The sequence below is a fragment of the Nocardia thraciensis genome, from assembly GCF_054782435.1.
Genome location: NZ_BAAGSM010000021.1, coordinates 160,341 through 180,896, shown reverse-complemented (window position 1 = coordinate 180,896; position 20,556 = coordinate 160,341). Strand labels below are relative to the sequence as shown.

Annotated in this window: 18 protein-coding genes; 2 read left to right on the top strand and 16 right to left on the bottom strand. The window is 66.7% G+C overall.

From position 1 onward, the window contains the following. Nucleotides 1-607: 607 nt before the first annotated feature. From ACYVLQ_RS13690 to ACYVLQ_RS13635, 12 genes are all read right to left on the bottom strand, one after another. The gene (locus ACYVLQ_RS13690) at nt 608-835 is read right to left on the bottom strand and encodes an acyl-CoA dehydrogenase family protein (RefSeq protein WP_460697824.1); all 228 of its coding nucleotides are present in this window, start codon (nt 833-835) and stop codon (nt 608-610) included. A gap of 187 nt (nt 836-1,022) precedes the next feature. Further along, nucleotides 1,023-1,364 carry a helix-turn-helix domain-containing protein gene (locus tag ACYVLQ_RS13685; RefSeq protein ID WP_460697823.1) on the bottom strand — a complete coding sequence of 114 codons (342 nt, stop codon included), beginning with the start codon at nt 1,362-1,364 and terminating at the stop codon, nt 1,023-1,025. Between the two features lie 707 nt (nt 1,365-2,071). After that, a complete protein-coding gene (locus ACYVLQ_RS13680) occupies nt 2,072-2,758 on the bottom strand; it encodes a class II aldolase/adducin family protein (protein ID WP_460697822.1) in 687 nt (228 codons plus the stop codon). After that, nucleotides 2,755-3,495, bottom strand: coding sequence for an SDR family NAD(P)-dependent oxidoreductase (locus tag ACYVLQ_RS13675; RefSeq protein WP_460697821.1), 741 nt, complete (start codon nt 3,493-3,495; stop codon nt 2,755-2,757). The genes ACYVLQ_RS13680 and ACYVLQ_RS13675 overlap by 4 nt, the downstream gene beginning before the upstream one ends. Next, nucleotides 3,492-3,773 carry a hypothetical protein gene (locus tag ACYVLQ_RS13670; RefSeq protein WP_460697820.1) on the bottom strand — a complete coding sequence of 94 codons (282 nt, stop codon included), beginning with the start codon at nt 3,771-3,773 and terminating at the stop codon, nt 3,492-3,494. The genes ACYVLQ_RS13675 and ACYVLQ_RS13670 overlap by 4 nt, the downstream gene beginning before the upstream one ends. Continuing rightward, complete coding sequence (locus ACYVLQ_RS13665; RefSeq protein ID WP_460697819.1) at nt 3,770-5,767, bottom strand: hydantoinase B/oxoprolinase family protein; 1,998 nt, start codon at nt 5,765-5,767, stop codon at nt 3,770-3,772. Before ACYVLQ_RS13665 ends, ACYVLQ_RS13670 begins: the two co-directional genes overlap by 4 nt. 3 nt (nt 5,768-5,770) lie before the next feature. Beyond that, nucleotides 5,771-7,900 (bottom strand): hydantoinase/oxoprolinase family protein, encoded by a 2,130-nt coding sequence (locus tag ACYVLQ_RS13660; protein WP_460697818.1) that lies wholly within the window; start codon nt 7,898-7,900, stop codon nt 5,771-5,773. Nucleotides 7,901-7,949: 49 nt separating this feature from the next. Beyond that, nucleotides 7,950-9,428 (bottom strand): aldehyde dehydrogenase family protein, encoded by a 1,479-nt coding sequence (locus tag ACYVLQ_RS13655; RefSeq protein WP_460697817.1) that lies wholly within the window; start codon nt 9,426-9,428, stop codon nt 7,950-7,952. Next, entirely contained in the window at nt 9,425-10,609 is a 1,185-nt protein-coding gene (locus ACYVLQ_RS13650) for an FAD-dependent monooxygenase (protein WP_460697816.1), read from the bottom strand. The genes ACYVLQ_RS13655 and ACYVLQ_RS13650 overlap by 4 nt, the downstream gene beginning before the upstream one ends. A 22-nt stretch (nt 10,610-10,631) precedes the next feature. Continuing rightward, nucleotides 10,632-11,327, bottom strand: coding sequence for a maleylpyruvate isomerase family mycothiol-dependent enzyme (locus tag ACYVLQ_RS13645; protein WP_460697815.1), 696 nt, complete (start codon nt 11,325-11,327; stop codon nt 10,632-10,634). After that, a complete protein-coding gene (locus ACYVLQ_RS13640; RefSeq protein ID WP_460697814.1) occupies nt 11,320-12,183 on the bottom strand; it encodes a fumarylacetoacetate hydrolase family protein in 864 nt (287 codons plus the stop codon). Before ACYVLQ_RS13640 ends, ACYVLQ_RS13645 begins: the two co-directional genes overlap by 8 nt. Next, nucleotides 12,180-13,262 carry a cupin domain-containing protein gene (locus ACYVLQ_RS13635; protein WP_460697813.1) on the bottom strand — a complete coding sequence of 361 codons (1,083 nt, stop codon included), beginning with the start codon at nt 13,260-13,262 and terminating at the stop codon, nt 12,180-12,182. The genes ACYVLQ_RS13640 and ACYVLQ_RS13635 overlap by 4 nt, the downstream gene beginning before the upstream one ends. A gap of 83 nt (nt 13,263-13,345) precedes the next feature. Between ACYVLQ_RS13635 and ACYVLQ_RS13630 the strand changes: the two genes are divergently transcribed. Then, the gene (locus tag ACYVLQ_RS13630; protein WP_460697812.1) at nt 13,346-14,128 is read left to right on the top strand and encodes an IclR family transcriptional regulator; all 783 of its coding nucleotides are present in this window, start codon (nt 13,346-13,348) and stop codon (nt 14,126-14,128) included. A 302-nt stretch (nt 14,129-14,430) separates the two neighbouring features. On the opposite strand, the gene ACYVLQ_RS13625 is transcribed toward ACYVLQ_RS13630, so the two are convergent. From ACYVLQ_RS13625 to ACYVLQ_RS13615, 3 genes are all read right to left on the bottom strand, one after another. Next, complete coding sequence (locus ACYVLQ_RS13625; protein WP_460697811.1) at nt 14,431-14,667, bottom strand: hypothetical protein; 237 nt, start codon at nt 14,665-14,667, stop codon at nt 14,431-14,433. A 223-nt stretch (nt 14,668-14,890) separates the two neighbouring features. Beyond that, complete coding sequence (locus tag ACYVLQ_RS13620; protein ID WP_460697810.1) at nt 14,891-15,136, bottom strand: hypothetical protein; 246 nt, start codon at nt 15,134-15,136, stop codon at nt 14,891-14,893. Between the two features lie 128 nt (nt 15,137-15,264). After that, nucleotides 15,265-15,453, bottom strand: a complete 189-nt coding sequence (locus ACYVLQ_RS13615) for a hypothetical protein (protein ID WP_460697809.1) — start codon at nt 15,451-15,453, stop codon at nt 15,265-15,267. 208 nt (nt 15,454-15,661) lie between these two features. On the opposite strand from ACYVLQ_RS13615, the gene ACYVLQ_RS13610 reads away from it, so the two are divergent. Beyond that, entirely contained in the window at nt 15,662-18,568 is a 2,907-nt protein-coding gene (locus ACYVLQ_RS13610; protein WP_460697808.1) for a WD40 repeat domain-containing protein, read from the top strand. Between the two features lie 83 nt (nt 18,569-18,651). Here the strand turns inward: ACYVLQ_RS13610 and ACYVLQ_RS13605 are convergent, their stop codons facing one another. After that, a complete protein-coding gene (locus ACYVLQ_RS13605; RefSeq protein ID WP_460697807.1) occupies nt 18,652-20,550 on the bottom strand; it encodes a hypothetical protein in 1,899 nt (632 codons plus the stop codon). Between the last annotated feature and the right edge of the window lie 6 nt (nt 20,551-20,556).

Below are 20,556 nucleotides of genomic sequence, written 5' to 3'. Positions count from 1 at the left end.
ACCGACAGCAACCAGGATCCCGACAACGACGAGTACCCCGGCGCCGGCGAGGAGCAACGGTGTCACGCTCCGCTTTTTCCGCGGCGGCGGGAACGGCGGGCCGCTTGGCGGTGCCGGGAACCCGGTCGGCGGCAGGCCGCCACCAGAGGGCTGGTGCGGACCGTACGGTGGGGGCTGGCCGGTCATGCGGACCCCTTTCGCATCGAATACCGGAGTGAGCCGAGGAGCTGCGAGTTGTCGCCCCCCCGGCGGTGAGGTCAGCCAACCATCGATACGACGACGAGCCAATACGCCAGTTCCTGGGGGATTCGTATCGCGCCCCAGCGAGACACGTTCGGTGTCTCTCGGTGCGAACCGGTTTCGCTGACAGCGTCGTCACCGCGTCGAGCGCACGACCGGGCTAGGATCGCAGTCTGTCCATCGCTGTGCGGAGCTGTTCCGCGGCAACGATTTTGACCTCGTCGATATCCGGCGTAGGCGGCGCCGGTGCCGAACAGCCACCGCCCCGCCACCCGCAGCCCCGCACGCGTAGGAACGACACTGTTGCCGAAAGCCCGCTCCTGGAACGCAACCAACGCAAACCCACCGCCCGGCGGGAACACCGCCTCTACCGCCCCGTCAGGCAGCATCGCCGCCCGCGCGGTACTACGGCCAGCGCCCAGTACAACCATCCGATCGCACCGTCGACAGCGCTCACCGCCTCGATCAACTCCATCTCCGTCACCGGCCCGACCTGGAACCCGCCGACCTCCCGCGGCGCCAGCGCCGCCAGCAGCCCCGACTCCCGCAACGCCCGCAACGCCTCCACGCCCACCAAGCGCGTCCTTCCCAGCATCCGCAGAACAGCGCAGAACATCCGCGATATCGGCGACCGACCTCAGTAGCTAGTCCCTCACCCGGTCCTCACCATCGACCACACCACCCAATGCCATCACCCTTATCCCAGAACCGAATTCGCTCATGATCCTCTCGAAAACCTTGCCAGCCAACCGCATTACCTCCCGTGCGCTTGTGACCGGTGGTCACCGGTATCGGCCGCGCCGCGCGTGCCAGCCACGGTGATGGTTGCTGATAGCTGTGTCGGCCAGCGCGATGAGCGCCGTGCAAGTGTCTGCCGTAGCACCGGTGCATCGGCACCACGCCGTGATCTCGGCGGGCGTCGGGGGCCGCGTCCCGTGCTCGATCCGGCTAATCGTTTCGTTCGGCCACCCCAATAGCCGCGCGAAATCGGTGGCGGTGCGGCCGGACTCGATCCGCAGCACCCGCAATCTCGCGCCGACCCGGAACGCGGCCCGGGCGCGCGGGGTCCGCAGCGACAGGTGCCGCGCCCGGCCGTCGCGCTCGAACTCAGACAGCTGCCGCATACCGGCCGCCGTGATCTCCCACGCCGCGACCCCGCCTGCGGCCGAGGAGTCCTTCCCCCGACCGTGGCGTCGACGCCAGCAGCAGCCGGTGCACGAGCGCACGGCGTTCGAGATGAGGAAGCGACACCCCCGACAGCCTTACGCCCTCCGGGCGCAGCAGCGGCGAGAACCCGCAACGGCACCGGCGCGCCCGCATCGGCCAGCTCACGCAACAACAACCATTGCAGCCGAGTCACCGCATCACGTCGAGGCAGCGCGCCCATCAGGGTGCGGCGTACTCGATCAGGGCACCGACCCCGCGCTGACAGGGCACGGTGACCAGCGAACCGACACCGCCGAGGAGGAATCCTATGACCGCGCCGATCCCGGCCCTGAGCCCGTATCCCTACAACCCGGGGCCTTCTCATCCCGATCCGTCACGAACCACCCCAGCGCCGCCGTCCGGTTGGAAAGGGTGGTAGACGTCCGGCGGTGTCAGCACCGATATCCGATCGTGCTGGGCACCGTCGGCCCGATCGTGGTGCGGGACGGGTTCTTCCGGATCCCGTACCGGGTGCGGCGGCGGGTGCGCCCTGTTCGTCGGTGACCGAGTCCTGCTGGCCGGGCGGCTGTCTCGCGATCGGCTCGCGATCGTTCCTCCGGCAGCTACGCAGGAGTTGCTCGCCGACACCCTGCGGTTGCTGGAGCGGTGACGCTGATGACTTCGACTACGTGCGCACCAGGTAGTCCCATGCCTTGCGAATCGCGGTGGGGTTGTAGATGTGCTCGCGTTTGGCCAGCGATTCCGCCGGGCTCGACCACTGCAGGGCGCCTCCGAACCCCATGGCGCGCAGCTGCTGCTCGGCGGCCTGCTCCAGCAGCAGCGCCGCGAAGGTCGCGGTCGGCAAGTCCGGCCCGACCGTGACGATTCCGTGGTTCACCAGGAACAGGGCGGAGGCGTCACCGAGACAGTCGGCGACGGCGCGGCCGAGGTCGGCGGTCATGATCAGATCCGCGGTCGCGGTGAAGCGCGGCACCACCGGGGGCACGAAATAGTTGGCCGCATGGCTCACGGGCAGCAGCTGCTTGCCTGCGGCCGCCAGCGCGGTGGCATGTGGTGCATGGGTATGGACCACGCCGCCGACGTCGGGCCGTGCGGCCATGATCTCGGTGTGGATCGGGTACTCGAACTGCACCGACCCCTCGCCGTCGACGACCTTTCCGCTCCGGTCGACCAAATGCACTCGGGCCGGCGTGATTTCGTCGAGCCCCCACCCGCTGGCCTTGATCCAGACGCCACGGTCGTCCGGATCGCGACTGGAGCTGTGACCCCAGATGAAGTCGCCGTGCCCGTGCCGGGCGAGGATGCGGCTGGAGGTGGCGACCAGCCGGCGGATCTCATCGGTATCGCTCATCGGTGCACCAGCCCGCCGTTGACCGAAATCGTCTGGCCCGTAACGTAACCGCTGTCATCGCTGAGCAGGAACAGCGCGAGGCTGGTCATATCGTCCGGACCGGCGGTGCGGTGCAGTGCCTGGGCGGCGAGCATGGCGTCCTTCTGCTCCGGCGAGACCGTCTCCCGGGCTACCTCGGTGTAGACGGGGCCGGGTGAGAGGGTGTTGACGCGAATCCCGTACTCCCCCAGCTCGTGTGACATCGAGAACGTCATCCCGGTGACGCCACCTTTGCTGGCCACGTAGTGCAGGTACCCGGACCTGCCGAGTTGCACGGCATCGGAGCCGATATTGACGATGCTGGCGGCATCGGAGCGTCGCAGCAGCGGCAGCAGGGTCGAGGTGAGCAGCCAGGGCCCCTTCAGGTTGACGGCCATGAGCCGGTCCCATTCCTCGGGAGCGATCTCCCAGAACGGTTTCATCCGGAGGGTGGAGAAGATCGCGGCGTTGTTGATCAGGCCGTCGACGCGGCCGTATCGGCCGTCGAGTTCGGCGGCCAGCGCGCGGCAACTGTCGGGATCGGCCACGTCGGCGAGGTGGTGCGAGGCGCAGTGGGTGAGGTTCCGCACGGCCGGGGACAGGTCGACCGCGGCGACGGTGGCGCCTGCTTCGTGCAGTCTCCGGGCGTACCCGGCCCCGATGCCCTGCGCGGCGCCGGTGACGACGACGACCTTCCGGTCGATATTCGAATAACTCACGCCAGAGCCCACTTTCGGTAGTTCGGTTCGTCGCCGGGCACCACCTCGGTGGCCAGCAACGTCAGGCAGCCGGGACAGAACGCTTGCCGCAGCACCATCGGGCGGTCGGTGAACAGCGCTGGGTCTTCCTTGATGCCCGGCCCCGCCGCGGAGGCGGCACTGGTTCGCGTCACGGCCCGCGTCAGCGGTTCTCGGGGCGAGGCACCCACCTCGGCCGCACAGTGCCGACACCGGACCACGCCGTGACTGTCGGATTCGAGGTTGATGTCGATGATCACCGCGGGCCTCCCGGTGTACTGGGCACGGCCGCCACGCCTGCTCGTTCGATGCGAGCACGGTGACGGTGCGCTGTGGTGCGGACGATGTCCGGGTCTCCCCGATCGTCGAGGACGACTCCGTACACCTGCTGTGCGGCGTCACGGGATACCTTGTGCGCCAACACGTCCGCGGCGACGAGTTCGGGTTCCCGATGGAAGGGGTCGCCCAGGCCACCGCCGCCCTGCCAGTGCGTGTAGTAGACGTCGTCGGCCCCCAGGGCGGTCTCGAGATGCGGCGGCACGACATCCCGGTGGCCGCGCATGTCGTCGAAGGCCGCGGGAATGCGTCCGGCAGCGAATTCCGCTCGGACAGCACTGTTTCGGATGAGGACATCGTGCTGGGTGGCGGCCGGATAGCCGCCGGACAGCCCCGGCGCCTGGGGCACGGCCTTGCCCGGTGCGGAGACCACCAGATGCAGGCCGTCCGGACCGGTGTCGTGCGGGATGAAGCAACTCGACGCGCCGACGCCGCCGCGGTAGCGGCCCGGACCGCCGGAGTCGGTCTCCTCGCGACGCCACAGATACAGGATGGGGAAGCTGAATTCGTTGATCTCCACGTCGGCGACGCGGCCCATCGGTATGCAGTTCTCGCCGCCGGTGTCGACGCCGTCGCCGTCGGTTTTGGCGCCGAGCCCACCGGCCATGGCGTCGCACAGCATGGTGACGAACCCGCCGCCGCGCTGATCGACGCCCGCGAGCAGCGTCAGATCCCAGGTGCCGCAGCACACGCTCATCAGCTGGCGAGAATGCACGGGGTGGGTGGCCAGCATGGCCGCGACGGTTTCGGACACGGCGTTCTGTGTCGCCCACGCGGAGGCCACCGATGCCTTTCCGATACCGGCGGGGAAGGTGCAATTGTTGAGCGTGCCGGGCTCACTGACGATATCGACGGCGCGGTAGATACCGCCGGGCGCCCAGGGGATGTCGGGGCACAGCATGGTGAGCAGCACCGGCATGATGCCGCCGCGCAGCCCGGCCAGGGTGCAGTTGATGATGCCGTCCACCTGCGGGTCGGTGCCGGTGAAGTCGAAGGTCAGCCGATCGCCGGACTTCGTCATGGCCAGCACGATCTTGTGGATCGCGCGGTCGCCGGAGCGGCCGCCGTCCTGGTGCGCGACCGCACCCCAGGTGCCGTCGGGGAGTTCGGCGAGCTTCGCCCGCACCCGGGTCTCAGCGTCGTTCATCATCCGCTTCATGACGGCCTTCACCGTGCGGGCGCCGTACTTGCCGATCAGAGCATGCAGCCGGTCGTGGGCGACGTTGTTGGCGCCGATCTTCGCGCGCAGGTCCAGTGCGACCAGCTTGGGTACGCGGGACCGCCGCAGATACGCATCCTCGACATCGGCTCGCAGACGGCCGTTTTCGACGATCTTGACCGGCGGTGTGGGGATGGATTCCCAGAACACGTCGCGCCCGTCGACCGACCAGCTTCCGGGCGAAACTCCGCCGAGATCGACCTGGTGGGCGACGGCGGCGGTCCACCCGAACAGTTCGCCGTCGTGGAACAGCGGCGCCAGCACGGTGACGTCGTTCTGGTGCAACCCGCCGCCGACCCACGGGTCGTTGCACAGGAACAGGTCGCCGGGTCCGAACCCGGGATTCGAACCGCGGTGGTGCAGCGTCCATTTCGCGGCCATGTCGACCGAGGCGGCCAGCTGCATGTTGTAGAGGCCGACCTGGACGGTGTCACCGGTCTCGTCGAGGATGGCGGCGCCGAAGTCGTTGCAGTCGGTGACGACGACCGAGCCACTCATGCGCTTGATGGCGTCGCCCATCTCCTCGGTGATGGCGGCGAGACGGTGGCGCACGACCTCGTAGGTGAGCGGGTCGAGGGCGGCGACCTCCTCCGGCTCCACCCGGTGCAATGCGACATCGCCGATCGACCGGGTATCGGGGGCGAGCGGATCCGGTTGAACGGCAAAGCGTTCCGAACCGGCCACGGGAACTGCGGGCATGGGTCAGCCCTCCTTCGTGACATCGGTGTCCGCGTCCGCGGACCGGTGGGTGATGACGAGATTGCCGAGCCGGTCGACGGTGGCCCGGGTGCCACGCGGTAGTGCCACGGTGGTCGTGGGCGCCTCCACCACCGCGGGCCCGGCGAGATGATGGCCCGCGCCCAGCGCCGTGTAGTCGTAGATCGCGGCGGGTTCCCGGCCATGGGCCACGTCGAGAAAGACCTCGCGACTGCCGCTGGGAACGGGTTCTCCCTCGCGCACAGCGTGTTCGGGCAGGGTCGGGCGGATGGGCAGGTGCCCGACGGCGCGCACGCGGTAGGTGATCACCTGCAGCCCGGCCTCGGCGAAGCCGGAGCCCTTGCCGTAGATGCTCTCGTAGCGGCGCTCGAATTCGGCTCCGACGGCGGCGATCTCGGTGGTGTCGAGCACTCCGCCGGGGACCGGAGTCGAGACCTCGGCCATCTGCATGGTGTAGCGAATGTCGGCCTCCCGCTCATAGGTCACGGTGTCGAACCGCAGGCCTTGATCGCGCAGGCGTTGCCGCAGTTCGTCTTCCAGTTCGGCATAGGCCTCGTTCACCGCGGCGTCCGGTGGCGGGAAGGTGTGCGGACGGCTGCGCTCCGCGGTCAGCACGATGTCCGACGCGGCCAGGCCGTAGGCGGAGAACACCGCCGCGGTCGACCCCAGCGGCACGACGACCTCGGCGACGCCGAGGTCGGCCGAGTACCCGGCCGCGTGGACCGGTCCGGCGCCACCGAAGGAATACAGCACGAAGTCGCGGGGATCCTGGCCGGTGTTCACCACCACCTTGCGGACCAGATCGGCGGTCTGGGCGTTCTGGATCGCGTAGATGGCCTGTGCCGCGTCGGCCACCGACAGCCCGAGCGGTTCGGCGATGTGTATCCGGATCGACTCGGCGGCAAGCTCTTTCGACAGTCGCTTGCGGCCGCCCAGGAAGTTGTCCGGGTTGACGATGCCGAGCACGACATCGGCGTCGGTCACCGTCGGCTCGGTGCCGCCACCGTCGTAGCATGCCGGGCCCGGCCGGGCGCCCGCGCTGCGGGGGCCCACGCGGAGGTTGCCACCCGTGTCGATCCACGCGATCGCGCCGCCGCCGGACCCGATGGTGTGCACGTCGACCATCGGAGTGCTGACGGTGTACTGGTTGAGCACGGTCGAGGTCGCGGTGACGGGGCGGCCGTCGCGAATCAGCCCGACCAGGAACGTGGTTCCACCCATGTCGGTGGAGATGACGTTGCGGTGCCCGAGCGCGTCGGCGAGGTTGCGGCAGCCGATGACGCCGCCGGTGAGTACCGAGCCGATGGTGGTGATGGCATGCGAGGGCGCGTCTTTCGATGACACGCACCCACCCGAGCCCTGCATCACCAGCAGTGTCCCGGTGAAACCGCGGTCTTTCAGCTCGTCCTCGAGCGGCCGCAGATAGGCCGCCAGCCGGGGACCGACCTGAGTGTTCATGATCGTCGTGACACTGCGCCCGTATTCGCGGATGCGCGGGCTCACGTCACTGGACAGCGCCACGTACACGTCCGGGTTCTCGGCCCGGACGATGTCGCGAATGCGCTGCTCGTGCACCGGGTTTCGGAACGACCACAGCAGGCTCACCGCGATCGACTCCACGCCGTCGGCCAGCAGCCCGCGCACCTGCTCGCGCACCGCGTGTTCGTCGAGCGGGACGATCACCGCCCCCTTGTAGTCGATACGTTCGTCGATCTCGCGGATGCGATCGCGCGGTACCAGGGGCGCCGGTTTGGCGGTGCGAGCCATGTGCTGGATGTCGTCGCTGCCGAGACCGGCGTAGCGGCCCTCCAGGTTCATGATCGCGATGGAGTCGGCGTGCCCGCGGGTGGTCAGGAACCCGACCCGGGCCACGTCGCCGGTCACGATCGCGTTGAGCGTGGACGTGGTGCCGTGCACGATGTAGTCGGTCTCCGACAGCAGTTGCGCGGTCGTGACCCCCGTCCCACCGGCCAGATCGTCGATCGCGGTCAGGAATCCCCGGGCGAAATCCGGTGGGGTGGAAGGGGTTTTGGCCGCGGCGAGCCGGTTGGTGCGGTCGGCGACGAAGGCATCGGTGAACGTGCCGCCCGTGTCGATGCCGATGACGTAGGGCATGGGAGCCTCCGGGAACGAGAGAAATGGTTGCGGGGTGGGATATCTCGGATCACAGCATCACGTTGACAGCCTTGGTCTGGGTGTAGCTGAGCAGCTCTTCCAGGCTTTCCTCACGGCCGATCCCGGATGCCTTGTAGCCGCCGAACGGTACGTTGGGAAAGTGCCGGGACGATCCGTTGATCCAGGTGAATCCGGCCTCGAGCGCGTCGATGACGCGATGGGCGCGGCTCACGTCGCGGGTCCACACGCTGGCGGTCAGCCCGTAGTCGACGCTGTTGGCGATGTCGACGGCCTGCTGTTCGGTGTCGAAGGTGAGGATCGACAGGACGGGACCGAAGATCTCCTCGCGGGCGACGGTGGCGTCCGGGGTGACACCACCGAGGACCGTGGGCCGCAGATAGTAGCCGCGGTCCGTGCCTTCCGGTGCGGCGCCGCCGGTGAGGAGGGTGGCTCCTTCGGCGACGGCGGTGCGGATGTAGTGGTGGGCCCGGTCGAGCTGCCGCCGCGAGACCAGCGGGCCCTGCTCGCAGCCCTCGGCGAACGGGCTGCCGACGGTGCGCGCCGCCACCTCCGCGACGACGCGGGTGGTGACTTCCTCGGCGATGCTCTCGTGCACGAGCAGCCGCGAGTTGGAGCCGCACGACTGACCCGACCAGGTGAAGTTCATACCGAAAACAGCTCCGGCGGCGGCCTTTTCGACATCCGCGTCCTCGAAGACGAGCATCGCGTTCTTGCCGCCGAGTTCGAGCGTGACGTCCTTGACCGCGTGCTCGGCCGCCTCACGCTGGAGGGCACGCCCGGTCGGTTCGCTCCCGATGAAGCCGATGCGCCGGACCAGCGGGTGACGCGCGATCGCCCGTGGTACGGCCGCACCGTCGCCCACAACGATCGACAGCACCCCGGGAGGCAACTCACCGGCCAACAACTCCCCCAGCCGCAGCGACGACAGCGGCGCTACCTCCGGTGGCTTCACCAGCACGCAGTTCCCGGCGACCAACGGGGCAGCGAACTTACACGCGAACATCAGCGGATGGTTGAACGGCACGATCCGCGCGCACACCCCGATCGGTTCGCGCACGGTGTAGTGCAGGTTGGCGCTGGCCGGGATCGTCGCGCCCTTCATCTCCAGGGCGAGGGCCGCGAACATGCGCAGGTGCTCCACCGCCATCGCGACATCGGCGCGGGCATTGCCGATCGGCGACCCGGCGTCGACGGCATCGAGGATCGCCAGTTCCTCGGCATTGCGTTCGATGACATCGGCGAGGCGGCGGACTATCGCCGCCCGCTCGGGCACCGGGGTGGCCCGCCAGCCGCGCCGGGCGGATTCGGCTGCGGCGACGGCGTTCTCGACGTCCGCCTCGTCGCCGTCGGGCACGGCCGCGATGGCCGTTTCCGTCACCGGGGACTCCACGTCGAATGTCCGTCCGGACGCCGCCGAGGCCAGGGTTCCACCGATCAGCAGGCGGAAATCACGATCGAGGTGCCGCGCGATGTGGGCCGGGATATCGGCATCGAGTCTGACGGTCATCGGGTACTCCTCGAGGTCTCGGCGTACAGCCAGTCGCTGTAGCGGTAGCTGTTCGGATCGTGGTCGCGCAGATAGGCATTGCGCAGCGTGGCGGTCATGCCGTCGCAGTGCCACAGGTCACCCCACCAGCGCGCGGTGCTCTGCACGCGGGCGGTGCGCGGGACGCGGCGGTCGTGAAATTCGGTCACCGCCTGTTGCCACCGACCGGTGGTGAGCGGCCCGGTGCCGAGCGTGTCGGCGAGCGTGTGGGCGTCCTCGAACGCCTGGCAGGCGCCCTGCGCGAGGTACTGCAACATCGGATGGGCGGCATCGCCGACCAGCAGGAGCCGGTCGCGGTTCCAGGTGGCGATGGGTTCGCGGTCGCTCATCGGCCACCAGCGGTCGCGCCACAACGCCCGCAATGCCGATTGCACTGGTGCGCAACAGTTCTCGAAGGCCTGATCGAGTTCTGCCGGGCCACCCCAGTCCGCGGCGCCGGCGTCGAATCCCGGGCTGCGGAACACGGCGACGGTGTTGAGCATTTCGTGTTGCCGCAACGGATACTGCACCAGATGGCATCGGGGTCCGATCCAGCCGACGACCTCGTCGAGGTGCGACCCGGCGCCGGTGTCGACGGGCATGGTGCCGCGGTAGGCGACATAGCCGGACGGCACGGGCGTGTCCGCGCAGACCGTCGACCGCAGCCGCGAGTTGAGCCCGTCGGCGCCGATCACGATGTCACTGTGCAACCGTTCGCCGGAGGTCAGCGTCGTGATCACGCCGCCGCCCGACTCGGTCACGGTGTCGGCCTCGCAGTCGGTGTGCAACTCGACTCCGGCGGCGCGGGCGGCGTCGAGCAGAATCCGGTGCAGATCGCTGCGATGGGTGACCACATACGGCCCGCCGTAGCGGTCTTCGAAGTCCGCGCCCAGGTCCAGAGCGGTCAGGGATTCACCGGACAGGGCGTCCCGCAGCACGATTCGGCGCGGCACGACACCGCTGTCGACGACGCGGTCCAGCAGTCCCCACACACGGAGAATGCGGGTGGCGTTGGGCCCGAGTTGCAGCCCGGCGCCGACTTCGCCGAACCGCGGTGCCTTCTCGATGAGCCGGACGGTGCGGCCGGTGCGGGTGATCGCCAGGGCGGTGGCCAGACCGGCGACTCCCCCTCCGACGATCAGCGCTTCGGTTCGAGTGTCCATGGTGATAGGTGCCTTTCGATGGTCACAGCCAAGGGCCCAGTGGGGGCGCTGCCGGATCGGGCGCGGGACCGCGCCCGGTCAGCCAGGACGCCAGGTCCGGCAGCGATCCCGCGACGACGACCGGGGTGTCGGCGGTTTGCCAGCGGCGCCCGTCCGCGAGTTCGACCGCGAACGGCGGATCGGTACCACGCTGTCGGCGGAATGCGATCACGTCGCCGATCAGGCGCTCCAGAACGGGAACGGGTACGGCTGTGAAGGTGGGGCCGGCCGCGAGATCTACCGTGTGGACCCAGACTTCGCGGCTACGCAGCCAGGGAATCTCGGTGGCCGGGACCGTGCGGCCCTGGGCGGTGACGACCTCTCGCCGCCAGTGCGCCGCTGTCAGGCCGCGCAGTCGTCGCCCGAGTTCGTCTGCGGTGTCGCGCAGTTCGCGGCGCAGTCGATCGGCGGGAGCCTCGGCGCGGGAACGGATTTCCTCGTCCCGTGCGCGGAGGTTCGGATACATCGGATTCGGCGTGCCCGTGGCCGCCCAGTCGGCGAGCCGGGTCAGCGCCCGCGCGTTGCCCGAAAGGTGGGCCAGCACGTGGCGGCGCGTCCAGCCCGGCAGCGAACTGTCCTGTCCGAGTGCGTCGTCCGACAGCCGGGCGACGGTGTCGAGCAGGACCGCGGTCCCGCGTTCCAACCATTCCAGGGGTTCCGCGGGCTCGATGTCAGCCATGATCGACCCCGGAAGCACCGGTGTCCGCGCCGACCGTCACCCCGAGACTCACCGTATTGCGTAGCTCACCGATACCCGAAATGCCGGTTCGCAGCAGCGATCCCGGGGTGAGGTAGCGACGCGGCGTTCGGGCGTGACCGACACCGCCGGGGGTACCGGTGGCGATGACATCGCCAGGCTCCAGAGTGACGATCGCAGAGATGTATTCGATCAACGCGGCGGCGTCGAAGACCAGATCTCCCGACGTGGCCGCCTGCACCTCGTCGCCGTCGACCCAGCATGCCAGCCGCGCTGTGGCGGGATCGAATTCGTCCGGCGTCACCAGGACCGGACCGAACGGTGTCGTCGCCTCGAAGGTCTTGCCCTGCAACCATTCCGGTGTCCGATACTGGTAGTCGCGGGCGGTCACATCGTTGAGCACCGAGTACCCGGCGATCGCCGCCTCGGCGTCCCGGCGGCTCGCGTGGCGGACGCGGCGGCCGACCACTACCGCCAGTTCGGCCTCCCAGTCCAGCTGTGAACTCGCCGGTGGCGCCACGATGTCGTCGTGGGCGCCGATGAGCGCTTCGGGAAACTTCGCGAACAGCGTGGGGTACTCGGGGATCTCGCGACCCATCTCGGTGATGTGGTGGCGATAGTTCAGGCCGACGCAGACGATCTTCCCCGGCCGCGGTACGACGGGCGCGTAATCGAGAACCTCCATGCGTCGCGGGCGACCGGCCCGAGCTACCGATTCCCAATCCGGCCGCGCCAGCAGCAGACCGACGTCGCCGCATTCCAGCTTGTACACCGTTCCGTCGTCATCGATCCGGGCCGCGAATGTCTCGGTGCCGGACCGCAGTGTCGCCAGTTTCATCGCGTCACCTCCGCTCGGAACTGGTGCAACGCCTCGAAGATGGGGGTGTCGGCGAACCGGAACAGATCCAGCGACTCCCGTCCGGCGGCGGTGATCGTCAACGGCTGCCAGGACGGCACCACGAACAGATCACCGTGGCCCACGGCGAACTCGTCGCCGCCGACACGAACGGCACCGGATCCGGAGAACACCTGGTACACAGACGATCCGACCTCCCGCACGGTGCCCGTCGTGATACCGGGACGGAGCCGGTGGAACTCGGCGCGAATCGTCGGCATCACGTCGCCGCCAGTGGTCGGGTTGGCGTATCGGACCGCCGCATGGCCGGGCGACACCGCACCGGGAAAACCCTTGTCCGCCAAGTCGAGCTGCGCGTCCAGCGCCCGATCGGTGTGCTCCCACCGGTAGGCGGCGATCGGCGAACTCGGACGCGCACCCGTCTGCGCCACGGGTAGCAGCCCGGGATGCGCCCACAGCTGTTCCGAACGCGAAATACTCGGCGTCACTTGGTCTTCCAGCTTCTCGGCACCGAATTCGAAGAACGACGTATCGGTGTACCGGACGAACGGGATGTCGAGCCCGTCGATCCAGGCCATCGGCGCGTCGGTGGTGTTGTAGTGGCCGTGGAAGTGCCAGCCCGGTGTCAGCAGGAAATCGCCGCGGCGCATCGCTACCGGATCGCCGTCGACGACCGTCCACACCCCTTCGCCCGCCACGACGAACCGGAACGCATTCTGCGAATGCCGATGCTCGGGCGCGGTCTCCCTGGGACCCAGATACTGGATCGCCGCCCACAGCGTCGGCGACACATACGGCGCCCCACCCAATCCCGGGTTCGCCAGCGCGATCGCGCGCCGCTCACCCCCGCGACCGACCGGCACCAACTCTCCCGCTCGCGCCGCCATCGGAGCCAGCGTCGACCACCGCCAATGATGCGGGCGCGCATCGGATTTCGGCTGAACCGGCATCAGATCACCCAACTGTGTCCACAACGGAACCAGATGCTCGTGCTCGAAATCTCGGTACAACTGCGACAACGCCGCCTGCTCGGCAGCGTCCGCCTCGGACGTCGTGGCCACCGCGTCTCCTCCCAGCAATCTGTGATGCGAAGCTGGAGCCGACGCTAATGTGACCCACTTCATAAACGCACTAGGATTCTGCTATGCGGGATCGCCCTCACTACCCCCAAAGCTCGGTCGACAACGCCCTGCTCCTCATCGCCATCCTGCGTGACCAGGGCGAACTCACCGTCAAGGACGCGGCCACGATCTTGGGAATCTCGTCCTCGACCGCGCATCGACTGCTGTCGATGCTGGTGTACCGAGACTTCGCCGTGCAGGACTCCACCCGCCGATACCTCCCCGGCCCCGCCCTGTATCTCGGCGCTGTCGAACACCGGGCAACCGGAAAGCTGAACCTGCTCACCCGGCCGCTCATGCACCAACTGCGCGACGAGACCGGCGAATCCGTACACCTGATCGTCCGCAGCGGACGATGGGTCCGCTTCATCGGTACCGTCGAATCCCGCCAGGCCCTGCGCATCGGCGACCGCCGCGGCGCCATCATGCCCGCCCGCACGGTCTCGGCGGGCAAGGCCCTGCTCGCCGACCTCAGCGCCGCCCAGCTCACCAAGCTCTACGCCCGCAACCGCGGCCACGCCCCCGCCGACGACGCCGAGGCCCACCTCACCGACGCCCAGTGGACCGCCCTGCGGCGCGCCCTGGAATCCACCCGCCGACAGGGCTACGCCGTCAACGCCGACGACACCGAAAAAGGCGTCACCGCAATCGGAGTCGCGCTGCGCACCACGTCCGGCCGCCCCGTTGCAGGGCTATCGGTCGCCGCCCCGACAGCCCGCATCGACCGCCGGCGCGCCGACACCATCGGGCGCCGCCTCACCACTCTCGCCGCCGACAGCCGCCACATCATCGACCGATTCGATTAGTACCGCAGCGGCACTCGATCGGTCCGATGACGTTCGCCACGTCAGGGCAGGGCCGTCAACGTCCACCGGAGGCGGACGGGTACGTGCGGATCCCGTCGAGGAGATATGTGGTCCGGCGGTCGTAGTCGTCCCGCACAGGCCCACATCGCCGACTGAAGCGAACCACTCTCCCACCCCTGGACGCACCCGAGCCCGAGACAGATCCTGAAACCTGGTCTCGGGCTGGCATTTCGGCGGAATGCCCGACCTGCCCGAAGTGTCAGTTCCGTCGCGAACTCGTGCTTCGTGCAGGTCGGTAGCCCTCAGTACCGGGCGTCGAACCACCATCTGCCGTACGCGGGGTAACAGTCCCGAATGACGCGCAGGGTCTTGTTCCCACGCTCCTGCTGCATCTGGTTGTACGAATCGGCACCGCGGACGCAGTCCTCTTTGGTCGGATACGAGGCATACGGCCCTTCATCCGCGTTGGCGGCGCCTCCTCCCGCGATCAATGCACCCACTGCGGCTGCCGCCGACAACAGCACTGCCATTCGTCTCATCATGTTCGCTCCTTCAGCGGTTGCCGCCGGCCATGCTGGGCCGCGGATCGATCGGGCCATCGCGAACTGCGGCAGCCGGTTTCGGTGATCTAGAGGGTGAAGTAGGGGTTGGCTCCCTCCTCACCCTGCTGGGCTCCTTCTTCGGTCTCGGCGTTCCACCGGGCGCGGTCGTTCCCTTCGACGCATTCCTCCACGTTTTCGAAGGGCCCGTAGGTGTCTGCGGCTAGGCCGGGCCGTCGACATACCAGTTCCCGTCACCGGTCCGGGAGCAGGTGTAGAAGCCCGTGAACTCGGTCTCGCCGTCTTCCCCGGTATGCGTTCCCGACTGAATAGCCTTGCGCGCCGATTCGCACGCGGCGGCGTCGGGGAAGGGACCGTAGAAGTCCGCGTGTGCGGTACCGGCCGTACCGAGGGCAAGGGCCAAAGCCGTTACGGCCATCAGGGTCATTCGGGTCCATGGCATGTTCATCGTGGTTCCTTTCGAAGGTGGGGTGGTCGGAGGGTCGATTTCCGATTCGCTGCAGGGCATAAAACCTCGAGTTTGTTGGAGCTAGTTCGGTTCACAGCCGATGACCACACCCCGCAGTAGCTACGTGGTCAGCGGACTTCTTTGCCGTTGACGCGGATCTCCTTGGTCTTGTTGCCGTCGCGGAAGGCAACCTTGGTGGGTTCGCCGAACGCATTGGTTTCGGTCACGGTGCCCTTGCCGCCGGCACGGACGGAGTCACGGACGACGCCGCCGAGATCCTTCGTGGCGACGACGTCATCGCCCTTCTTATAACCCATTTCGGGTCTCCTTCTGATTGAGTGGAATGGTGAACAACCCAGGGCGCCAGTTCTTTCCGACCGCGAGGGGGGGCGGTGTGTGTTGTTCGGGTTCAACTAGACCTCGAGTCGGATCACCTGCTTGTCCGTACGCGGCGGCTCGACCGGTCCTGATCTGCGGTAATGCCTTGGTTTTTGAGACCCGAGTCGGGTTGGAACGGTGGGGATCGTGACCTCGGGCAGCCCGATGGCCGGTCGATCGGAGTGGGGCCGTCGGTTCGCGCGGTTGTATCAGCAGGCGGGGTCACCGACGGTGACCGAGATCGTGTCGACGACCAGATTGACCAACATCGAGACGATCCGGGGCTGGCTTCCGGGTCCGAACAATCCGGATCCGCGGGTGCCTCGTTCGTGGAGCGAGTCGCTCGAGGTAGTACTGCAGGATCTTGCCGATCGTGCTGCTCGCGCGGCCGAGCACGAGGGCAGATCGTTCGGCCGTCAGCCGATGGCGAACTGGCGACGCTGGCGCGAGAAGGCCGCTGCCGAGCAGAAGGCTCGAGACGCTCGAACGACCTCACCATTTCGCGGGTTGGCGTCCTATGGTCCCGAGCACGCCGAGGAGTTCTTCGGCCGTGAGGATCTGGCACAGAACCTGGCACAACGAATCTCGGCAGGCTTTGCCGGTTCGGGTCCTCGCCTGGTGGTCGTCGTGGGTGTTTCGGGCTCAGGCAAGTCGTCGCTGGTGGGTGCCGGATTGGCTCCCTTGATCAAAGAAGGCGTCAAGGTAGAGGTCTTTACGCCCGGAAGTAACCCGCTCGAGGCACTCTCGGACGCGGTGCGGCACTTGGCGGGGTCCGAGGCGGGACAGGTTCTGGTCGCTGATCAATGCGAAGAGGTCTGGACTCTGCAGGGGCCCGAACCTGTCGAGGATGCCGAGCCTGACAGTTCCGGGCGGCCGGCGGTGGCTTCGGCGTTCTTCGAGCAGTTGCAGAGTGTGGCGGACCGGCCTGGAACCGTGATCGTGGTGGTCATCCGTGCGGATTTCTATGGATCCGCGTTGAACCACGAGTTTCTGGTGGCCGGGCTGGGGGCGCCGGTCAATGTCGGAGCAATGACTCGGGAACAGGTGCGCAGAGCCATCGTCGGGCCTGCGGCCCTGTGTGGTGTGACCGCCGATGAAGACCTGGTCGAGCTGATCCTGACCGAGTTGGCAGTCAGCGGTGGCGACGGCGCGCATGATCCCGGCGCGCTGCCTCACCTTTCCCATGCCTTGCAGGAGGCGTGGAAGGAACGTGCCGCCGGTGGAAAACGGCTGACCGTCACGCACTACCGAAAGTCACGCGGCATCAGTGGGTCTATCGCCAAGCTGGCGAACAGCGTGTACGAGAGTTTGGACTCCGACGGACAGCGCGCAATCGAGCGCGTGCTGATCAGATCGGTGACAGGCGAAAAGATCTGGACTCGTCGGCCGGTGGCACTGCGCGAACTCGAATGGAAGGATATTCCGCCGCACGTGGTCGATGCAGTGGTGGACAGGTTCATTCATGAGCGCCTACTCACTGCGGATCGGTCCGGTCGGTGGACAGTGCTGCCGGGCAGCTTCAACGACGGTGCGGCAACTCTGCGATACAACCCTGTCACCGCAGTCCTGGCTACCGTCGACGCGGCCGAAATGCCTGCGTTGTGGGACGCGGAGAGTCTGAATCCGCTCCCACTACCAGCCGGGACGATCACGAAGGTGCAATCGGTCGCGTTCAGTCGCGACGGGCAAACCATGGCTCTGGCCGACAGCGGCATCGTCCAAATCCATCGGGGCGGCAAACCATCCCGCACGATCCGTGAGTCGGTCAACGAGCTGCGAGCCATCGCCTTGGATCAGCACGGCCGACGACTCGTGTTGGCGGATCACAATGGCACCGTGCGTTGGTGGGACCTCGACACCGGCGACGAAACCGGCCGATTCGTCGCTCTCGATACCGCTGCGCGCAGCATCGATTTCGGTGCCGACAACACCGTGATCGCCCTGACGCAGGAAAACCATTCGGTACGTCTGCTCGACACCGCCACAGACGATAATTCCCTCGCTGACCTCGTCGGCCACACCGACATGGTGACCAGCTTGGCGTTCAGTCCCGACTACTCGACGCTTGCCACCACGGGTGTCGATGGCACCATCGCCCTGTGGCGTATCGACCCCACCCTCATGCGACACCACAGGTGGGCCGACGCCACCGCACTCGCCTACACCGTCGACGGCACCATTCTCGCGGCGGCGGCCCGCGACGGCACAGTCACGACCTATGACACCGCGACCGGAGAACCGGTGAACTCCGCGCCCGGCTGCGCCGAAGCCTCCACCGGCACAGCCGACGCTGTCGCGGTCAGCACTGACGCTCGCTACTCCGTCCTCAGCTGCAACGGCCGGCCCGGTCACGTCCGGATCTCAGATCTGACCAACCACCGCAACCTCGGCGTCGACATCCCCGTGGCCAGATTCCCTCCCGCGCTGGCGTTGAGTCCGGACAACACGCTGTTGGCGACCGGAAACTACCTGAATCATCTCGAACTGTGGGGGCTCGGCACGCTTGCGGTGCTACCCACTTCCCCCACCGTGAGCATTCCCATCGCCAGTACGATCCGGGCTCTGGCGTTCAGCCCCGATGGAAAATACCTCGCCTACGCCGCCGACAACGGAACAGTCGCGGTCTACCTCGCTGCTGACCTACGGCCCGGAGTCGACAAACCAGCGGCGCAGGTACTTTCCGTTCTCAACACATCGGGAACGTCCGACAGGCGACCCGGCAGCGCGGGATTCACCTACCGCACCATCACATTCAGTGCCGACAGCGCCGGCATCGCAGTCAGCGGCGATGATGGCTCGATCCGCATCTGGCAGCGCACTTCCACCGGTTTCGAGCCTGCCCTCATCCTCACCTCGCGCCCGGCCAATGTACATGCGTTGGCATTCAGCACCGATCCGAACAATCCTGCGATCGTTACCGCGAACCGAGAGGGAAGCCGCCGCCGATGGACCCTCGATACCGACGACGTGGCACAAGACGTGTGCACTGCCGCCACCGGTGCAATCGACGAACTCACTGACCTCGGGTCCCTCCTCGACGACTGGAAATGCTGAAGCGAGCGGTGCCAGGAGCTTTACCCGAAATTCTGGTTCCCCTCTCGCCCGACCTTGAAGAACAAGCTGAGAAGCTGAGCGTCTTATAAATCACTCAGGGATCGGGTCACCAGCGCGAGCCAATCAGCCCGTCCCGTAGTATCCGCATATCGTCGGGCTTCCGCAATCGCTTCATTCAGTAAACATTGCCGCAACGACACTCCACGATACTCTTCATCCTCGGCCGGATGCTCCCACAGGACAGCAGGAGGCGCCGGGTTTCGCGTGACCAAACAGGGACTGAGGCCACAACTCGTCCCGGCGTCCTCATACCCTGCGGCGAGGACATCAGCGACCCACAGCGGAGTGCAGCCACACGGCACCAACAATCTCACTTGCAACGCAGGAAACAGCCGGTACGCATACTTCTCCACCAATGGAACCCACGCATCTACAAGACGCTCCGGTAAAAGCGCACCAAGCCTCGCGCATCCTACGGAAAGCATGAACAATTGTTCCTGGCTACCCGGAAAATCACACGCAGAACACATCCGGGGCCGCACATCCCATGTACGCATTCCTAACCGGTCCACGAGCGCAGGCTCAGGAGCAAGACCCGCGAGGCTCAACAGCTTTGTCACAATATCAGTGAGAGAATCCCCTGATCGCACGGGAACGCACAAAGGCGGCGCCGCCCGTACCACGGATTCCTCATGGCCGGATATCTTCGCACGAATATTGTCGGTCCGCCGCCGCAGCCCTTGGTGACGGCCACCGAGGAAATTGAATGGATGCGGCGACCATGCGATGCGCATCTCCCATTCCGCGCGCGCACCGAGCGCGTTCTCACGCGATATGCACTCACGACTGGCTAGTTGTGCGCATTCGACGCACACCCAGTTCAAAGGACTGTGCTCACCTATAGCCGCTTCACTATCATGATCAGACGTCCAGCCGCGCAACATCTCCCCCAGGGCCGCACAGCCATACCGGCCATAATCTGCCAGCGACAAGGATTTGGGCACCGGCCACAGCCCGAACTGGCCATATCCGAGACAGAGGAGGACAATTTTCCGCACAGGTTCCGGAAGAGTGCACAAAATTCCGGTATGCAGCAGCGAAGCATTCCCAGCCTCTTTGACGGCCTCATCCATACTCGCGAACCATCGCAGCACGTTCGTGCCCAGCGCATTGCGTCGCAGCCATATCCATTGTGGATCATTATCCTCAGCGTGCTCACGGCGCACACGTTCCACCGGAGCACCGAAAGACGAAATCATCGCGGATGTCATACCACGCTCACGCGGAAGGCTCTCCCAGTCGGGCATATACGTCACCACCGCATCTGCATAGGACAGCAATGCTGTGCGAAAATCGATACCCGTAACCCAACAGGTCGCGACCAGCGGCGACATATACTGCGTGTGGCCGAGAATTGGACCACGCGCTGTCTCCAGTACGGACTTGTTGGTATCGCCTTTCTGATATCCGCCAGCACCCCAGCCATCCACCTGGTCCTCCGTATCTACATCCGCCAGTAGCGCTCTCATATACGTCTCAGAGACCGCATACCATACGTGGAGGCAACGATGAAGTAGCAGATCGTCGGATTCCGTCTCGATCGCTGCAATATCCAAAAGCTCGGACAGCAAATCAACGAATTTATCGAACAGGCCGATGTCGACCACGTACCGAACGGCGGAGTCCGCAATACCCATTAGGTTGGCGAGCACTGTCTCCATATCTGGAGAAGAAGCCGAGGTCTGGCCACGGGCGCAGCGCCCATAGATTCTTGTGTCATAAGCGGCGCCCGATCCTTCGCCCCCGCCGCGCAGGGCGTCCATTTCGTTGCAGATCAGCCAGCAAGCGCTGCCGGCAACCAGCGCTACAGGCCGCGGGTTCGTCGTACGGTTGTTCAGAATATCACCGGCGACAGCGCGTAGCGCATCCAAATTCGTGACCCTGCCGAGAATTGCGACGTCAGCATCGATAGCCGAATTCACTCGAAG

What these genes read in the sequence shown, in the direction of transcription:
- ACYVLQ_RS13685 (WP_460697823.1), bottom strand. Translation starts at nt 1,364, where the DNA reads ATGCGGCAGCTGTCTGAGTTCGAGCGCGACGGCCGGGCGCGGCACCTG.
- ACYVLQ_RS13650 (WP_460697816.1), bottom strand. Translation starts at nt 10,609, where the DNA reads ATGGACACTCGAACCGAAGCGCTGATCGTCGGAGGGGGAGTCGCCGGT.
- ACYVLQ_RS13615 (WP_460697809.1), bottom strand. Translation starts at nt 15,453, where the DNA reads ATGGGTTATAAGAAGGGCGATGACGTCGTCGCCACGAAGGATCTCGGC.
- ACYVLQ_RS13680 (WP_460697822.1), bottom strand. Translation starts at nt 2,758, where the DNA reads ATGAGCGATACCGATGAGATCCGCCGGCTGGTCGCCACCTCCAGCCGC.
- ACYVLQ_RS13665 (WP_460697819.1), bottom strand. Translation starts at nt 5,767, where the DNA reads ATGCCCGCAGTTCCCGTGGCCGGTTCGGAACGCTTTGCCGTTCAACCG.
- ACYVLQ_RS13660 (WP_460697818.1), bottom strand. Translation starts at nt 7,900, where the DNA reads ATGCCCTACGTCATCGGCATCGACACGGGCGGCACGTTCACCGATGCC.
- ACYVLQ_RS13620 (WP_460697810.1), bottom strand. Translation starts at nt 15,136, where the DNA reads ATGAACATGCCATGGACCCGAATGACCCTGATGGCCGTAACGGCTTTG.
- ACYVLQ_RS13645 (WP_460697815.1), bottom strand. Translation starts at nt 11,327, where the DNA reads ATGGCTGACATCGAGCCCGCGGAACCCCTGGAATGGTTGGAACGCGGG.
- ACYVLQ_RS13640 (WP_460697814.1), bottom strand. Translation starts at nt 12,183, where the DNA reads ATGAAACTGGCGACACTGCGGTCCGGCACCGAGACATTCGCGGCCCGG.
- ACYVLQ_RS13630 (WP_460697812.1), top strand. Translation starts at nt 13,346, where the DNA reads ATGCGGGATCGCCCTCACTACCCCCAAAGCTCGGTCGACAACGCCCTG.
- ACYVLQ_RS13625 (WP_460697811.1), bottom strand. Translation starts at nt 14,667, where the DNA reads ATGAGACGAATGGCAGTGCTGTTGTCGGCGGCAGCCGCAGTGGGTGCA.
- ACYVLQ_RS13690 (WP_460697824.1), bottom strand. Translation starts at nt 835, where the DNA reads ATGCTGGGAAGGACGCGCTTGGTGGGCGTGGAGGCGTTGCGGGCGTTG.
- ACYVLQ_RS13655 (WP_460697817.1), bottom strand. Translation starts at nt 9,428, where the DNA reads ATGACCGTCAGACTCGATGCCGATATCCCGGCCCACATCGCGCGGCAC.